This window comes from Streptomyces sp. S465, from assembly GCF_026898115.1.
GTDB classification, from domain to species: Bacteria; Actinomycetota; Actinomycetes; order Streptomycetales; family Streptomycetaceae; genus Streptomyces; species Streptomyces luomodiensis.
Window position 1 is genome coordinate 6,754,230 of record NZ_CP114036.1, and the last position, 16,094, is coordinate 6,770,323.

Genomic DNA, 16,094 nt, shown 5'->3' on the forward strand with positions numbered 1-16,094 from the left:
GCCCGGCGTAGGGGCACGGCCCGCCCCGGCCGCTCCGGGCCCTCAACCGGAGAAGCCGAGGCGGGCCAGTCTCAGGGCGCCGCGCAGCGTGACGTGCAGGTCCTGGACGCCGGTCGGCGGCGCGGCCAGGGCGGCGCGGACCGTGGTGTAGGCGTAGCGGCCTCCGGTGGGCGGGACGGCGACGGTGGCCAGGGTGGTGCCGTCGGCGAGATGGACCTCGACCGTCGCGTCGTCGCCGTCCCCGTCCCCGTCCCCGGCCGCGTCGCCGTCCTCGTCCCCGGCTGTGTTCCCCGTCGCCTCATGCGCGGCCGCCACGGTCATCGACGTCGCGCCCGCGCCGAAGTCGCAGGCGCGGAAGAGCAGCCGGCCGACCGCGTCGGCACGGGCGGCCACCGCGTCCCCGCGCACCTTGGTGCGGTCCACCAGCACGATCCCGTCCGCCGCGTCGTAGTCCGCGGCCTCCAGACCGCACCGCAGCACCGGGCGCGGCGCGGGCGGCGGGCCCTCGACGGTGACGGCGGCGGTGCGGCGGATGTCCGCGCTGGAGGCGCCCGCGTGGATCTCGTACGTCCCCGGGTCGACGGTCCAGCGGCCGTGCGCCACGTCCCAGAAGCCCAGCGCGTCCTCGACCGGCACGGTGAAGAACAGCCGCACCTTCTCGCCCCGGCGCAGCCACACCCTGCGGTGCGCGATGAGCCGGCGGTGCGGCAGTGGGACCCGCGCGCCCGGCGCGCTCGCGTAGATCTGCACGACCTCGTCGCCGTCGCGCGGACCCGAGTTGGTGACCTCACACTCCACGGTCAGGCCCGCCTCCCGGGTCAGGCCCGCCTCCCGGGTCAGGCCCGCCTCCCGGGTCAGGCCGGAATCCCGGGACGGGCCCGAGTCCTGCCGCACCGACAGCTCGCCGTAGGCGAAGGCCGTGTACGACAGCCCGTGCCCGAAGGGGAAGAGGGGAGCGCCGTCGAAGTACAGATAGGTGGCGCGCGAGGCGATGATGTCGTAGTCGAGCAGATCGGGAAGATCGTGGTCGGCGAGGTACCAGGTCTGCGGCAGCCGCCCCGCCGGTGAGACGTCCCCGAACAGCACCCGGGCCAGCGCCGTGCCCGCCGCCTGGCCGCCGTGCGCCGTCCACAGCAGCGCGGGCAGCGTATCGGCCGCGTCCCCGACCGCGTACGGATAACTGGACGTCAGCACCAGCGCGGTCCGCGGATTGGCGGCGTGGGCCGCGCGCCACAGCCGCTCCTGCTGGGCGGGCAGGGCGAGGGTGGTGCGGTCCTCGGTCTCCCGGCCGCCGATGTGCGGGTCGTTGCCCGCCACGACCACCACGGCGTCCGCCTGGGCGGCGGCGCGGGCCACCGCGTCCTCGCCGCGCTCGACGACCTCCAGCCGGAAGACGGTCCCCTCCTCGCCGCCGTCACGCTCGGCAACCTTCAGCCCGCCCGCGGCGACACAGACGTAGCCGCCCGTCCCCGCGTGCCTGAGGAGGTGTCCGTCGCGGTGCGCTTCCAGCGTGAACGTCTCCTGGACCACCCAGCCCCCGGGCTGCTCGGCCGCCGCGCGGACGAATCCGTCCCCGGCCACGGTCAGATAGCGGCCGGAGGGCGCGCGCAGGGTGAGCACACCGTCGCCCCAGTCGGCCATGGCCAGGTCGGTGGCGGTGTCGCCGATGGTCAGCGGCGGCAGAGCGGTACGGCCCTCCGTATGCGCCGGGTTGAGCGAGCCCTCGTCCGTCCGTTCCGCGTTCTCCGCCTCCCCTTCCGCCGCCGCGTCCGGCACCCGCACCCAACCGGCCGCGGTGCGCAGCCGTACCGTGTCCAGGCCGTCCGTGAACACCACCCGGTCCGCGCCGAGCCGTTCGGCCAGCGCCTCGCGCGGCGAACTGCGGCGGATCAGACTCCCGCTGTACCAGTCGAGCTTGCACTCGTCGGCGAGCGGACCGACGACGGCGAGGGTGCGGACGGCGCTGTGGGAGAGCGGCAGCAGACCGTCGTTGACGAGCAGGACGACGGCCTGTTCGGCGGCCTCCTGGGCGAGCGCGCGATGGGCGGGGGTGTCGAAGGCACCGTCGTCGGAGCCGTCCCTCGAGCCACCGGAGCCACCGGAGTCCCTCGAGCCACCGGAGCCACCGGAGTCCCTCGAGCCGTCGGAACCGTATCCGAGCGGTCCGGCAGGGCCGTCCCCCGGCGGGGCAGCCCCATTCGCCGGTCCGGCCAGGCCGCCCCCCGGTCCGGCGGGTTCGTCGAACTCGCCCAGCGCACACCGCATCGCCAGCAGCCGCCGCACCGCCGTATCCACCGTGGAGGCGTCGATCAGTCCGCGCTCCAGCGCGCCCCGCACCCGCGCGATCGTCTTCGACGCGTCCTGGTCGTGGTCGGTGAAGCTGTCCACCCCGGCCAGCAGGGCCGCGGCGATGGCCTCCTCATGGGTGTCGAAGTAGTGCTCGGAATCGACCAGATTGGACGGCGCGCCCGCGTCGGAGCAGACCACCAGATCCTGGTCGGTCCAGGTGCGCAGCTGGTCGCGCAGATACGGGGAGACGTGGTTGGGCCGCCCGTTGACCAGGTTGTACGCGGGCATCACCCCGGCCACCGCACCCGCCCGCACCGCCCCGCGGAAGGCCGCCAGATCGTATTCGTGCAGCACCCGCGGCCGTACGGAGGAAGAGGTGGTGTCCCGGTCGGTCTCGTTGTTGTGCGCCAGCCAGTGCTTGAGGACGGGCGCGGTGCGCCAGCGCTCCGGATGGCCGCCGCGCAGCCCGTGGGTGTAGGCCGTGGCCAGGGCCGAGGTGAGACATGGGTCCTCGGCGTACCCCTCCTCATTGCGGCCCCAGCGCGGATCGCGCAGCAGATTCACCGTCGGCGACCACACATTGAGTCCCACCCGCGGATCGCGTGCGCGCATCGCCCGTGCCTCGCGGCCGACCGCCTCGCCGACCCGCCGCACCAGCTCCGCGTTCCAGGTCGCGCCCAGGCCGACGGCCTGGGGAAAGACGGTCGCCGGGCCCATCCAGGCGACACCGTGCAGCGCCTCCTGCCCGGTACGGAACGGCGCGAGGCCGAGCCGCTCCACTCCGGGCGCGAACTGGTGCAGCATCGCGATCCGTTCATCGAGCGTGAGCCGGCCCAGCAGATCGTCCACGCGTATGCGCACCGGCAGCCGCGGATCACGGAAAGGCGGCCGGGTAACCGAATCCCCATTCGGTTCGTTTCTCCGGCCGCGCGGCGCGGATGCGGCATTCGTGTCCGTCTGCGGCCCGGTTGCCGCGCGTCCGTCACTCATGGGTACGCATCCCCTTACGCCGTTGGTCGGAGGTGTCACGTACAACCTGATGCGCCATCAATTCGAAGCGCTTCGATGCTGAGCGCACCATACCGGCCCTGTCAAGGCTCAACGGCGCAGCGTCGCCCAACCGCCCCCACGGTCGCTCAGGCCCTCGGAGGCCAGACATCCGACGATTCTTTTCGGCATCGCTCTTGCGCGACCTCACCCCCCGACTTAACCTCAGCGCAATATCGAAGCGCTTCGACCATCAGCGACCATCAGTCGTACGGCGGGTACGCCACGAAGGGTTGACGCAATGCCGAACTCCCAGGCTTCGGCCTCCACTTCCTCTCCCAGCCGGAGAACCTTCCTGGCCGCCACGGCGGTCGCCGCGGGAGGGGCTCCGCTGCTGTCGGGGTGCTCCACCGAGGAAGGCTCCGGTAAGGGCGGCACCACCTCCGGCAAGGAACTGAAGAACCTGCTGCCGGCCTATGTGCCCTCGAAGGTGGCGGACCCGGACATCCCCAGCGTCAACGGCTCCAGCCCCGGCTACACCAAGGCCCCGCCGGCCGCCCAACTGGTCGCCTCCGTGCCGGGCAAGCCCGGCCACGGCGGCGGCTACACGATGTTCGCACCGCTGTGGGGCACCCCGCCGCCCAAGAACAACGCCTACTACAAGGCGGTCGACGACGCGCTCGGCGCGACCATCGACCTCCAGCCTCAGGACGGCAACACCTACGGTGAGAAGCTCAGCGCCGTCCTCGCCTCCGGCGATATCGCCGATATCGTGACGATCCCGCTGTGGGAGATGGGCGGAAGGATCCATGGCGCGGTGAGCGCCAAATTCGCCGACCTGGGGCCGTATCTCTCCGGCGACAAGGTCAAGAAGTATCCGAACCTCGCCGCCATCCCCACCGCCGCATGGCAGATGTCCGTCTTCGGCGGCAAGCTCCGCGGGCTGCCGATGCCGTCCCGCCCGCTCGGCGGCGTCGTTCCGTACTACCGCGAGGACATCTTCACCAAGGAGGGTTACCAGGTTCCCGAGAGCCCGGATGAATTCCTCGCCCTCGCCAAGGAGATCACCCGCCCCAAGAGCAAGGTATGGGCCTGCGACGACATGTGGTGGTCGGCGCAGCGGTTCTTCGGCTGCCCGGGGGAGAAGCCGTACTACTGGGTGGAGGAGAACGGCAGGCTCGTCCACAAGGTTGAGACCGAGAACTACCTCGAGGCCCTGGAATGGTGCCGCAAGCTCTTCGCCGAGGGCTATGTCCACCCGGACGCGGTGGCGGGCAAGGCCAATGACGCGCTGACCCGCTTCACCTCCGGGCAGACGCTCTTCTACAACGACGGTGACGCCAAATGGTACGGCGCCACTTTCGAACAGGCCGGTTCCCACCCGGAATTCAAGATCCAGGGAATGGACTGGTTCGGCCCCGACGGCGGTGACCCGGTCATCTATCTCGACCCGCCCGCCCAGATCTGGTCCTTCCTCAACAAGAACCTCGCCAAGGACCGGATCGAGGAAATCCTCGCGCTCGCGAACTTCATCGCCGCGCCCTTCGGCACCAAGGAACAGCGCCTCATCGACTACGGCGTCGAAGGCGTGCACCACGACATGAGGAAGGGGGTGCCGGTCAAGAACGCCAAGGGCGTCAAGGAGGTCCAGGACACCTACCGCTTCATCGTCTCTCCGCAGGCGAGCGTGGCTTACCCCGACTTCCCGCAGATGGTCGAGGACTACTGCGGCTGGATGCAGCGGATGGGGAAGTTCGCCAGGAAGCCGCTGTTCTACGGGATGCAGATTCAAGAGCCCAACCGCTACGCCTCGCTCTACACGCCCTTCGAGGACCTCGCCAAGGACGTCACCCGCGGCCGTAAGTCGGTCAAGGACGCCCAGCAGGCCGTCAGCGACTGGCGCAGCGGGGGCGGCGACCGGCTCCGCGACTGGTACGCGAAGCTCCTCGACCAGAACGGCAGCGGCGCCTGATGGCCCTGGACGTCCGCGGTCGGGCGAGAACCCGCGGTGGCCCGGCGGGACGCGGCACGCCGGCCGGTCGCACCGGATGGTGGCACCGGCTGCGCCGGGACCGCACCCTGCTGCTGATGGCCGCGCCCGCCGTCGGTCTGCTGCTGCTGTTCAACTACGTCCCGCTGATCTGGACCACGGTGGCTTTCAAGGATTACGACCCGTTCACCCAGGGGCTGTGGACCAGTCCCTGGGTGGGCCTGGACAACTTCACCCTCCTGTTCGAGGACAGCCGCTTCTGGGACGCCTTCGCCAACACCCTCTCCATCACCCTCATCCAGCTGGTGCTGTTCTTCCCGGTGCCCATCGCGCTGGCGCTGCTGCTCAACAGCGTGCTCAGCGACCGGATCCGCGGTCTGGTGCAGTCGATCCTGTACCTGCCGCACTTCTTCTCCTGGGTGCTGGTCATCACCATCTTCCAGCAGATGCTCGGCGGCGCCGGGCTGCTCGCCCAGCAGCTGCGCGCCCATGGGCACGAGGGCTTCGACCTGATGACCGACCCAGGGGTCTTCAAGCTCCTGATCACCGCCCAGCTGGTGTGGAAGGACGCGGGCTGGGGCGTGATCGTCTTCCTGGCCGCCCTCTCCGCCGTCAACCAGGACCTCTACGAGGCCGCCGCCGTGGACGGCGCGAACCGCTGGCGCCGGATGTGGCACGTCACGCTGCCCGCGCTGCGCCCCGTGGTCGCCCTGCTGCTGGTGCTGCGCGTCGGCGACTCGCTGACCGTCGGCTTCGAGCAGATCCTGCTCCAGCGCGACGCGGTGGGACCCGGCGCCTCGGAGGTCTTCGACACCTATGTGTGGTGGGTCGGCATCGCCAACACCGACTACGGGATCGCCGCCGCCGGCGGTCTGATCAAGGGCGCCTTCAGCCTGGTGCTGGTGCTGATCGCCAACAAGGTCGCCCATATGCTCGGCGAGCAGGGGGTGTACCGGAAATGACCGCGACCGAGCGGATCGCGGCCCGGCCCACCCCGCCCGCGCGCCCCGACCGCCCCCCGCGGCGCCGTCACCAGAAGCGCCCGGTGTGGGAGGAGGAGCCCGGCAAGGCCGGCCAGGGCCTCAAGGGGGCCACCCTGGTCGGGGTGTGTCTGGCGATCCTCGGCCCGCTGTGGGTGGTGATCGTCACCAGCCTCTCCGACCAGAAGACCATCACCGACGCCGGCGGGCTGGTGATCGTCCCCAGGACGGTCACCTTCCGCGCCTACACCGAGCTGCTGAGCGGCGGCACGGTGACCCGCGCGACGATCGTCAGCCTCGCGCTCACCGCCGTGGGCACCGTGATCAGCACCGCCGTCTCGGTCCTGTGCGCCTACGGACTGTCCCGTTCGGGGTCCTTCCTGCACCGGCCGATCCTGCTGGTGCTGCTGGTCACCATGTTCTTCAACGCCGGTCTCATCCCCACCTACCTGCTGGTCACCGGCGTCGGCCTGGAGGGCAGCTACTGGTCGATGATCCTTCCCGGGGCCGTCTCGGTCTTCAACGTCCTGGTGCTGAGATCGTTCTTCCAGAACATCGCGCCGGAGCTGATCGACAGCGCCCGGATCGACGGCGCGGGGGACTGGCGGATCCTGTTCCGCATCGTGCTGCCGCTGTCCAAGGCGGTGATCGCGGTGGTCTCGCTCTTCTACGCGGTCGGCTACTGGAGCCAGTGGTTCAACGCCATGCTCTACCTCAACGACCAGGAGATGTGGCCGCTCCAGATGATCCTGCGCCAGCTGGTCATCAAGCAGCAGGCACCGCAGGGCATGTCCCAGATGATCTCCACCCAGCAGATCCCCGCGCTGTCCGTGCAGATGGCCGTCATGGTGCTCGCGCTGATCCCCGTCGCGGTGCTCTACCCCTTCGTCCAGAAGCACTTCACCAAGGGCATGCTCACCGGCGCCGTCAAGGGCTGACGCGGCGTGCCCCCGTCCCCAGCGCTCCCGACATCTCCGATATCCCCCATGCCCCCAGCCGACCCGAGACGAGAGCCGGTATGCCCGACCTGCACGACGCCACCCGCGGCCGCATCCTCTACGGCGGCGACTACAACCCCGAGCAGTGGCCCGAGAGCGTCTGGCACGACGACATCCGGCTGATGCGCCGGGCGGGCGTCACCACCGTCACCGTCGGCGTCTTCTCCTGGGCCCGGCTCGAACCCCGGCCCGGAGCCCGGGACTTCGGCTGGCTGGACCGGGTCATGGACCTGCTCCACGACGGCGGCATCGAGGTGTGCCTGGCCACCCCGACCGCCTCCCCGCCTCCCTGGATGGGCTCCCGACACCCCGAGACCCTGCCGCGCGACGAGACCGGCTCCGTCGTCTGGTACGGCTCACGGAACCAGTTCTGCGCCTCGTCCCCCGTCTACCGCGACTACGCACTGCGCATCACCGAGGACCTGGCGGACCGCTACGGCGGCCATCCGGCCCTGCGGATGTGGCACGTCGGCAACGAGTACGGCACCCACTGCTGGTGCGACGAGACCGCCCGGCACTTCCGCCGCTGGCTGCGCGCGAGGTACGGCGAGCTGGAGGCGCTCAACGAGGCGTGGGGGACGGCCTTCTGGAGCCAGCGCTACGACTCCTGGGAGGAGATCATCCCGCCGCGCCGCGCCCCGTACCTGATCAACCCCGGCCAGGCGCTGGACTTCCGCCGCTTCACCAGCGACGCCCTGCTGGAGTGCTTCACCGCCGAACGCCAGGCGCTGGCCGCACGCACCCCGCACACCCCGGTCACCACCAACTTCATGCCGCTGTTCAGCGGCCAGGACGGCTGGGCCTGGGCGGCCGAGGAGGACGTGGTCTCCGTCGACCTCTACCCCGACCCCGGGGACCCGCACGGGGCGGCGTACGGGGCGATGGTCCAGGACCTGACCCGCTCCCAGGCGGGCGGGCCCTGGGTGCTCATGGAGCAGGCCGCCGGCCCGGTCAACTGGCGTGAGGTGAACCGTCCCAAGCCCGACGGACTGATGCGGCTGTGGTCCCTCCAGGCCGTCGCGCGCGGCGCCGACGGCGTCTGCTTCTTCCAGTGGCGGCAGTCCCGACAGGGCGGCGAGAAGTTCCACTCCGCGATGGTGCCGCACGCCGGTGAGCCGAGCCGCACCTTCGCGCGGGTCTGCGAGCTCGGCGCCGAGCTGCGCGCACTGGCCCCGGTCGTGGGCACCGACGTGCCCGCACGGGCCGCCGTCCTGCACGACTGGCACTCCTGGTGGGCCTCCGTCCAGGACGGCCGCCCCTCCTCCCTGGTCTCCTACGAAGGGCTGCTGCGCACCTGGCACCAGGCCCTGTGGGAGCGGAACCTCACCACCGACTTCGCCCATCCGCACGCCGACCTCACCGACTACGCCCTCGTCGCCGTCCCCCAGCTGTACCTGCTCACCGACGAGGCACTGGACAACCTCGCCGCGTATGTGCGGGGCGGCGGCACCCTCGTGTGCGGCTTCTTCACGGGCGTCGCCGACGAGGACGACCGGGTGCGCCCCGGCGGGGTGGACCGGCGGCTGCGCGATCTCCTGGGCATCCGTACGGTCCACGAGTGGTGGCCGCTGGCCGAGGGCGAGGCGCTGAACGCCGAGGGCCCCCGGCTCGGCCCGTTCCGGGGCACGCTCTGGTCCGAGGACCTGGAGCCGTCCACCGCCGAACCGGTCGCCCGGATCAAGGGCGGTGAACTCGACGGCCGCCCCGCCCTCACCCGCAACGCCTACGGCGCGGGCACCGCCTGGTACGTCTCCACCCTCCCCGAACCCGCCGCCCTGCGCGCCCTGCTGGCCCGCGCCGCCGAGGAGGCGGGGCTGGCCCCCGTGCTGCCCGGTCTCCCCGAGGGCGTCGAGGCGGTGCGGCGCGGCCCGTTCCTCTTCCTCCTCAACCACGGCCGCACCCCGGCCGTCGTCCCCCTCCCGTCCACCCGGACGGATCTGCTCACCGGGCGTGTGCACCACACCAGCGTCCGGCTGGACCGCTTCGCGGTCATGGTTCTGGCTCCGCTCGCATCCCGTCATCCGACCCCCCACCCGAAGGGAGCAGTCCCGTGCAACGAGCCGCCCGAACGCTCTTCCTGACCCCGCTGATCGCCCTGCTGGCGCTGATCGGCTTCGCCGCCGCCCCCGCCCAGGCCGCCACCTGGTCCTCCTCGGACCAGTGGGGCACCTGGTCCAACGGCGGCTACACCCTCTACAACAACATCTGGGGCTCCGGCGCCGGAGCCCAGACCATCTGGGCCAACTCCTACAGCGACTGGGGAGTGTGGGCCGACCACCCGGGCACCGGCGGCATCAAGTCCTACCCCAACGCCAAGAAGGTCGTCGGCAAGAAGATCAGCGCCATCTCCAGCCTGACCAGCACCTACAACGTCACTGTGCCGTCCTCGGGCGCGTACAACACCTCGTACGACATCTGGGACACCAACTACGACTACGAGATCATGCTCTGGGTCAACAAGACCGGCGCGGTCGGCCCGCTCGGCACCGCCCAGGGCAATGTCACCCTCGGCGGCCACAGCTGGAGCGTCTACAAGGGCAGCAACGGGGCCAATGAGGTCTTCTCGTTCCTCCGCACCTCCAACTCCACCTCCGGCTCCGTGGACATCAAGCCCATCGTGAACTGGATCAAGAACACCAAGGGCTGGTTCGGCGATGTCACCATCGGCGACGTCCAGTTCGGCTACGAGATCACCTCGTCGGCCGGCGGTCTGGACTTCCGGACCAACAGCTTCGGCGTGAGCGCGAGCTGACGCCCGCGTACCCGGTGCCGGGCGCGCCCGGCACCGGGGCAGCTGGTACGGGACGCGGCGGGCGAGGGGGCGGGCGCGCGGACGGAGGCAGGACGTGCCGGACGGGGTCAGGACGTGCCGGGCGCCGGGCCCGAGCTGGCCCGTACGGTCAGCTCCGGGGCGAGCAGGGCCACCTGCTCCTCGGGGGCGTTCCCTTCGAGCTTCGCCACCACCAGCTCCACCGCGCGCCGCCCCATCTCCTCCGCCGGGATGGCCACCGAGGTGAGCCGCACCGACGCCTGGGTGGCCACCTGCTCGGGGCAGACGGCCACCACCGAGATGTCCTCGGGGACCGCGCGCCCCTGCCGGCGCAACAGGCTGAGCAGCGGATCGATGGCCGCCTCGTTCTGCACCACGAAGCCGGTGGTGCCGGGCCGCTCGTCGAAGATCCGGGAGAGGGTGCCGTCCATGGACTCGTAGCTGCCCTCGCACGGGCGGTGCAGCAGCCGCAGGCCCAGCTCACCGGCGCGGCGGCGCAACCCCTCCAGGGTCCGCTCGGCGAACCCGGTGTGGCGCTCGTAGACGGCCGCGGCCTCGCCCACGACGGCGATCTCCCGGTGGCCGAGGGCCGCCAGATGCTCGGCGCACAGCGCACCGGTGGCGGTGAAGTCCAGATCGACGCAGGTCAGGCCGACGGTGTCGGCGGGCAGCCCGATCAGCACGGTGGGCTGGCGGGCCGCGTGCAGCAGCGGCAGCCGCTCGTCCTCCAGCTCCACATCCATCACGATCATGGCGTCGGCGAGCCCGCTGCCGGTCACCCGGCGCACCGCCGCCGGGCCCTCCTCGCCGGTGAGCAGCAGGACGTCATAGCCGTGGGAGCGGGCGGTGGTGGCGACCGCGATGGCGATCTCCATCATCACGGGCACGTACATGTCCGTCCGCAGTGGCACCATGAGCGCGATGATGTTGGAGCGGCTGCTGGCCAGGGCGCGGGCTCCGGCGTTCGGGTGGTAGCCGAGTTCCTTGATGCTGTGCTCGACGCGCTCGCGGGTGGGGGCGGAGATCGACCGCTTGCCGCTGAGGACATAGCTCACCGTGCTGGCGGAGACTCCGGCGTGGCGGGCGACCTCGGCGAGGGTGACCATGCGGGGGACTCCATCCGGTGGTGAGGGCAGAGGGACGACATCAGACGGATCAGCAGGCGGGTGAAGCGCTTCGACGCATAAGCCGAATTCCTCTCCGGCCGACGATCGGATTGACAGTAAACCCATAGCGCAGGGCTGTCCAGGGGTCGCTGAAGCGCTGTCGAAGCGCTTCAACGACTCTCCCGCCCCGGCGTTCCCTCGCTTTGCCGTCCCGTCGGACCGGAGGCACACTGGCAGCGGTACGTGCCGGTAATGTCACGAGATCGTCATTTGCGGCAAGGGAGCACCGATGACCGCATCATCCGTCAGGCCGGTGTCCGAGCGTGAAGCGCGCCAGGTCGCCGAGGCCGCACGCGAACAGGTATGGCATAAGCCGAGCTTCGCCAAGGAGCTCTTCCTCGGCCGCTTCCGACTCGACCTGATCCATCCGCACCCCACCCCCGCCCCGGACGACGTACGCCGCGGTGAGACCTTCCTCGCCAAGCTCGGCGCGTTCTGCGAGACGCGGGTCGACGCCGCCCGTATCGAGCGCGAGGCGCAGATCCCCGACGAGACCATCAAGGGGCTCAAGGAGATCGGCGCGCTCGGCATGAAGATCGACACCAAGTACGGCGGTCTCGGCCTCACCCAGGTCTACTACAACAAGGCCCTCGCCCTGGCCGGCTCCGTCAGCCCGGCGATCGGCGCGCTGCTCTCCGCCCACCAGTCCATCGGCGTGCCGCAGCCGCTGAAACTCTTCGGCACCCAGGAGCAGAAGGACCGCTTCCTGCCGCGCTGCGCCCGCACCGACATCTCGGCCTTCCTGCTCACCGAGCCGGACGTGGGCTCCGACCCGGCCCGCCTCGCCACCACCGCCGTGCCCGACGGCGACGACTACGTCCTCGACGGCGTCAAGCTGTGGACCACCAACGGCGTCGTCGCCGACCTCCTCGTGGTGATGGCCCGGGTGCCGCGCTCCGACGGCCACAAGGGCGGTATCACCGCCTTCGTCGTCGAGACCGCCTCCGAAGGCGTCACCGTGGAGAACCGCAACGCCTTCATGGGGCTGCGCGGCCTGGAGAACGGGGTGACCCGCTTCCACCGGGTCCGGGTCCCGGCCGCCAACCGGATCGGCCCCGAGGGCGCCGGCCTCAAGATCGCGCTGACCACGCTCAACACCGGACGGCTGTCGCTGCCCGCGATGTGCGCGGGCGCCGGGAAGTGGTCCCTGAAGATCGCCCGGGAATGGTCCGCCGCCCGTGAGCAGTGGGGCAAGCCCATCGCCCGGCACGAGGCCGTCGGCGCCAAGATCTCCTTCATCGCGGCGACCACCTTCGCCCTGGAGGCCGTCATCGACCTCGCCTCCCAGATGGCCGACGAGGACCGCAACGACATCCGTATCGAGGCCGCGCTCGCCAAGCTCTACGGCAGCGAGATGGCCTGGCTGATGGCCGACGAACTGGTCCAGATCCGCGGCGGCCGGGGCTATGAGACCGCGGCCTCGCTGGCCGCCCGCGGAGAGCGGGCCGTCCCCGCCGAGCAGATGCTGCGCGATCTGCGGATCAACCGGATCTTCGAGGGCTCGACCGAGATCATGCACCTCCTCATCGCCCGCGAGGCCGTGGACGCCCATCTGTCGGTGGCGGGCGACCTCATCGACCCCGACGCGTCCCTGTCGGACAAGGGCAAGGCGGCGGCCAAGGCCGGCGGCTTCTACGCCCGCTGGCTGCCCGGCCTGGTCACCGGCCCCGGCCAGCTGCCCCGCGCCTACGCCGAGTTCCATCCGCGGGGCCATCGCGACCTGTCCCCGCATCTGCGCTACGTCGAGCGCTCGGCGCGCAAGCTGGCCCGCTCCACGTTCTACGCCATGTCCCGCTGGCAGGGCCGGATGGAGACCAAACAGGGCTTCCTCAGCCGGATCGTCGACATCGGCGCGGAGCTGTTCGCGATGAGCGCGGCCTGCGTACGGGCCGAGATGCTGCGCTCCCGCGGTGACCACGGCGTCGCGGCGTACCAGCTGGCCGACGCCTTCTGCCGGCAGGCCAGGATCCGTGCCGACGAGCTCTTCGGGCGGCTGTGGAACAACACCGACGAGCTCGACCGCAAGGTCGTCTCCGGTGTGCTCTCCGGTGCCTACGAATGGCTCGAGCAGGGCATTGTCGACCCCAGTGGCGACGGCCCCTGGATCGCCGACGCCACCCCCGGACCGACCGCCCGACGAAACGTCCACCGGCCCGTTCACTGAGCCGCCGATCACCGGATCCCGGGGCTCGTCCCGAGCCGCCGCCCCTTGCCTCCACAATGGGGGGATGACGGAATCCCTGGCTGACCCGCACGTGCGTTTTCCGGCGGCCACCGCCGCGGCGAGCGTGCGCGACATCGTGATCCTGGGCTCCACCGGTTCGATCGGCACCCAGGCCATCGACGTCGTGGTGCGCAACCCCGACCGCTTCCGCGTGACCGGCCTGTCCGCCGCCGGGACCCGGGCCGGTCTGCTCGCCGAGCAGGCCCACCGGCTGCGGGTGGAGAGGGTCGCGGTCGCCCGGCCGGAGGCGGTGGCCGAGGTGCGCGAGGCGCTCGGCGCGCGCTACGGCGCCGGTGAGCCGCTCCCCGAGATCCTGGCGGGGCCCGACGCGGCCACCGAGCTCGCCCGCTCCCAGTGCCACACCGTGCTCAACGGCATCACCGGCTCCATCGGCCTGGCGCCGACCCTGGCCGCCCTGGAGGCGGGCCGGGTGCTGGCGCTGGCCAACAAGGAATCGCTCATCGTCGGCGGGCCCCTGGTCAGAGCCATCGCCAAGCCCGGTCAGATCGTCCCGGTCGACTCCGAGCACTCCGCGCTCTTCCAGGCGCTGCTCGGGGGCGCCCGGGAGGAGGTCCGCAAGCTCGTGGTCACCGCATCCGGCGGCCCGTTCCGCGGGCGCACGAAGCGGGAGCTGGCCACGGTCACCCGGGAGCAGGCGCTGGCCCACCCCACCTGGGACATGGGCCCGGTGATCACGATCAACTCCGCGACCCTCGTCAACAAGGGCCTGGAGGTGATCGAGGCCCATCTGCTGTACGACATTCCGTTCGAGCGGATCGAGGTGGTGGTCCACCCGCAGTCGTACATTCACTCGATGGTGGAATTCACCGATGGCTCGACGCTCGCCCAGGCGAGCCCGCCCGATATGCGGATGGCCATCTCGCTCGCTCTCGGCTGGCCCGAGCGGGTGCCCGACGCCGCGCCCGGCTGCGACTGGACCAAGGCCCACACCTGGGAATTCTTCCCGCTCGACACCGAGGCGTTCCCCTCGGTCGGCCTCGCCCGCCACGTCGGCCGCCTCGGCGGCACCGCCCCGGCCGTCTTCAACGCGGCGAACGAGGAGTGCGTGGCCGCGTTCCTCGGCGGAAAGCTGCCGTTCAACGGAATCGTCGATACGGTCGCGGAGGTGGTGGCCGAGCACGGCACCCCCACCGCGGGAACCCGGCTCACCGTCGCGGACGTCCTCGAAGCCGAGACATGGGCCCGTGCCCGCGCAACGGAACTGGCCGCCCGAGCGGCGAAGGCGACCCCGGAGGCTCGCGCATGACGACACTGATGACGGTCCTCGGCATAGTGGTGTTCGCCGTCGGCCTGCTGATCTCGATCGCCTGGCATGAGCTCGGCCATCTCTCCACGGCCAAGCTCTTCGGCATCCGGGTGCCGCAGTACATGGTCGGTTTCGGGCCGACGATCTTCTCCCGGAAGAAGGGCGAGACCGAGTACGGCGTCAAGGCGGTCCCGTTCGGCGGCTACATCCGCATGATCGGGATGTTCCCGCCGGGCGACGACGGCAAGATCACCGCACGCTCCACCTCACCCTGGCGGGGCATGATCGAGGACGCCCGGTCGGCCGCCTTCGAGGAGCTCCAGCCCGGCGACGACAAGCGCCTGTTCTACACGCGCAAGCCGTGGAAGCGCGTGATCGTCATGTTCGCCGGGCCGTTCATGAACCTGGTCCTCGCGGTGGCGATCTTCCTCGGGGTGATGATGAGCTTCGGCGTCAACACCCAGACCACCAGCGTGGGCACCGTCTCCCAGTGCGTGGTCGCGGCCTCGGCCGACACCGACACCTGCCCCAAGAAGGCCAAGGACTCCCCGGCCAAGGCCGCCGGTCTGCAGCCCCGGGACAAGATCATCGCCTTCAACGGCCACCGCACCCCGGACTGGGGCACGCTCCAGCAGGACATCCGCAAGACCACCGGTCCCGCCACGATCACCATCGAGCGGGACGGCGTCCGCAAGACCCTGCACGCCAACCTCATAGAGAACCAGGTCGCCAAGTCCGACGGGCACGGCGGCTATGTCGAGGGCGAGTACGTCACGGCCGGCTTCCTCGGCTTCACCCCGGCCAGCGGGGTGGTCAAGCAGTCCTTCGCGCAGTCCGTGGACCGCATGGGCAACATGGTCGAGGACGGCATCGACTCCATGATCGCCCTGCCCTCCAAGATCCCGGACCTGTGGAACGCGGCCTTCGGGGACGCCCCGCGCAAGGCGGACTCGCCGATGGGCGTCGTGGGCGCGGCCCGGGTCGGCGGCGAGGTCGCCAACCTCGACATCCCGCCCTCCCAGCGGATCGCGACCATGCTCTTCCTGGTCGCCGGGTTCAACCTCTCGCTGTTCCTGTTCAACATGCTGCCGCTGCTGCCGCTGGACGGCGGTCACATCGCGGGTGCGCTGTGGGAGTCCATCCGGCGCCACACCGCCCGGCTGGTCCGGCGGCCCGACCCGGGCCCGTTCGACGTGGCGAAGATGATGCCGGTCGCCTATGTGATCGCCGGAGTCTTCATCTGCTTCACACTGCTGGTCCTGGTGGCCGACGTCGTGAACCCCGTGAAAATCTCCTGATGACTCGGGTTGTCCTGAAGTTCGCCTTTGGGTGGACTTCAGGAGCGGAGTGTGCTGAGGACATGACCGTTGCCGTAATCTCGGAGATCGGAGCCCGCTGATCTCCGGCCACTCATACACCTTCT

General features: G+C 70.7%; 10 protein-coding genes. 8 read left to right on the forward strand and 2 right to left on the reverse strand.

Features of this window, described 5'->3' with window-relative positions; translation table 11 throughout:
* Window positions 1-42: 42 nt before the first annotated feature.
* Window positions 43-3,150, reverse strand: coding sequence for a glycoside hydrolase family 3 C-terminal domain-containing protein (locus tag N6H00_RS28675; protein WP_268974707.1), 3,108 nt, complete (start codon window positions 3,148-3,150; stop codon window positions 43-45).
* Window positions 3,151-3,577: 427 nt separating this feature from the next.
* Here N6H00_RS28675 and N6H00_RS28680 point away from each other — a divergent pair, with 427 nt between their 5' ends.
* The 5 genes from N6H00_RS28680 to N6H00_RS28700 all read left to right on the forward strand — a co-directional run bounded on the left by N6H00_RS28680 (window position 3,578) and on the right by N6H00_RS28700 (window position 9,996).
* Window positions 3,578-5,248 carry an extracellular solute-binding protein gene (locus N6H00_RS28680; RefSeq protein ID WP_268974708.1) on the forward strand — a complete coding sequence of 557 codons (1,671 nt, stop codon included), beginning with the start codon at window positions 3,578-3,580 and terminating at the stop codon, window positions 5,246-5,248.
* Window positions 5,248-6,228 (forward strand): ABC transporter permease, encoded by a 981-nt coding sequence (locus tag N6H00_RS28685; RefSeq protein ID WP_268974709.1) that lies wholly within the window; start codon window positions 5,248-5,250, stop codon window positions 6,226-6,228. Before N6H00_RS28680 ends, N6H00_RS28685 begins: the two co-directional genes overlap by 1 nt.
* Complete coding sequence (locus N6H00_RS28690; protein ID WP_268974710.1) at window positions 6,225-7,184, forward strand: carbohydrate ABC transporter permease; 960 nt, start codon at window positions 6,225-6,227, stop codon at window positions 7,182-7,184. The genes N6H00_RS28685 and N6H00_RS28690 overlap by 4 nt, the downstream gene beginning before the upstream one ends.
* Window positions 7,185-7,264: 80 nt before the next feature.
* Window positions 7,265-9,325 (forward strand): beta-galactosidase, encoded by a 2,061-nt coding sequence (locus N6H00_RS28695; protein WP_268974711.1) that lies wholly within the window; start codon window positions 7,265-7,267, stop codon window positions 9,323-9,325.
* On the forward strand, window positions 9,295-9,996 hold the full coding sequence (locus tag N6H00_RS28700) for a glycoside hydrolase family 12 protein (protein ID WP_268974712.1): 702 nt from the start codon (window positions 9,295-9,297) through the stop codon (window positions 9,994-9,996). The genes N6H00_RS28695 and N6H00_RS28700 overlap by 31 nt, the downstream gene beginning before the upstream one ends.
* Window positions 9,997-10,103: 107 nt before the next feature.
* On the opposite strand, the gene N6H00_RS28705 is transcribed toward N6H00_RS28700, so the two are convergent.
* Entirely contained in the window at window positions 10,104-11,120 is a 1,017-nt protein-coding gene (locus tag N6H00_RS28705; RefSeq protein ID WP_268974713.1) for a LacI family DNA-binding transcriptional regulator, read from the reverse strand.
* A 289-nt stretch (window positions 11,121-11,409) separates the two neighbouring features.
* On the opposite strand from N6H00_RS28705, the gene N6H00_RS28710 reads away from it, so the two are divergent.
* The 3 genes from N6H00_RS28710 to N6H00_RS28720 all read left to right on the forward strand — a co-directional run bounded on the left by N6H00_RS28710 (window position 11,410) and on the right by N6H00_RS28720 (window position 15,969).
* Window positions 11,410-13,344 carry an acyl-CoA dehydrogenase family protein gene (locus N6H00_RS28710; RefSeq protein WP_268974714.1) on the forward strand — a complete coding sequence of 645 codons (1,935 nt, stop codon included), beginning with the start codon at window positions 11,410-11,412 and terminating at the stop codon, window positions 13,342-13,344.
* Window positions 13,345-13,408: 64 nt separating this feature from the next.
* A complete protein-coding gene (gene dxr / locus N6H00_RS28715; RefSeq protein WP_268974715.1) occupies window positions 13,409-14,671 on the forward strand; it encodes a 1-deoxy-D-xylulose-5-phosphate reductoisomerase in 1,263 nt (420 codons plus the stop codon).
* Window positions 14,668-15,969, forward strand: coding sequence for a M50 family metallopeptidase (locus N6H00_RS28720; protein ID WP_268974716.1), 1,302 nt, complete (start codon window positions 14,668-14,670; stop codon window positions 15,967-15,969). Before dxr ends, N6H00_RS28720 begins: the two co-directional genes overlap by 4 nt.
* The last annotated feature ends 125 nt before the right edge of the window (window positions 15,970-16,094 follow it).

What these genes read in the sequence shown, in the direction of transcription:
- N6H00_RS28680 (WP_268974708.1), top strand. Translation starts at nt 3,578, where the DNA reads ATGCCGAACTCCCAGGCTTCGGCCTCCACTTCCTCTCCCAGCCGGAGA.
- N6H00_RS28685 (WP_268974709.1), top strand. Translation starts at nt 5,248, where the DNA reads ATGGCCCTGGACGTCCGCGGTCGGGCGAGAACCCGCGGTGGCCCGGCG.
- N6H00_RS28690 (WP_268974710.1), top strand. Translation starts at nt 6,225, where the DNA reads ATGACCGCGACCGAGCGGATCGCGGCCCGGCCCACCCCGCCCGCGCGC.
- N6H00_RS28695 (WP_268974711.1), top strand. Translation starts at nt 7,265, where the DNA reads ATGCCCGACCTGCACGACGCCACCCGCGGCCGCATCCTCTACGGCGGC.
- N6H00_RS28705 (WP_268974713.1), bottom strand. Translation starts at nt 11,120, where the DNA reads ATGGTCACCCTCGCCGAGGTCGCCCGCCACGCCGGAGTCTCCGCCAGC.
- N6H00_RS28710 (WP_268974714.1), top strand. Translation starts at nt 11,410, where the DNA reads ATGACCGCATCATCCGTCAGGCCGGTGTCCGAGCGTGAAGCGCGCCAG.
- dxr (WP_268974715.1), top strand. Translation starts at nt 13,409, where the DNA reads ATGACGGAATCCCTGGCTGACCCGCACGTGCGTTTTCCGGCGGCCACC.
- N6H00_RS28720 (WP_268974716.1), top strand. Translation starts at nt 14,668, where the DNA reads ATGACGACACTGATGACGGTCCTCGGCATAGTGGTGTTCGCCGTCGGC.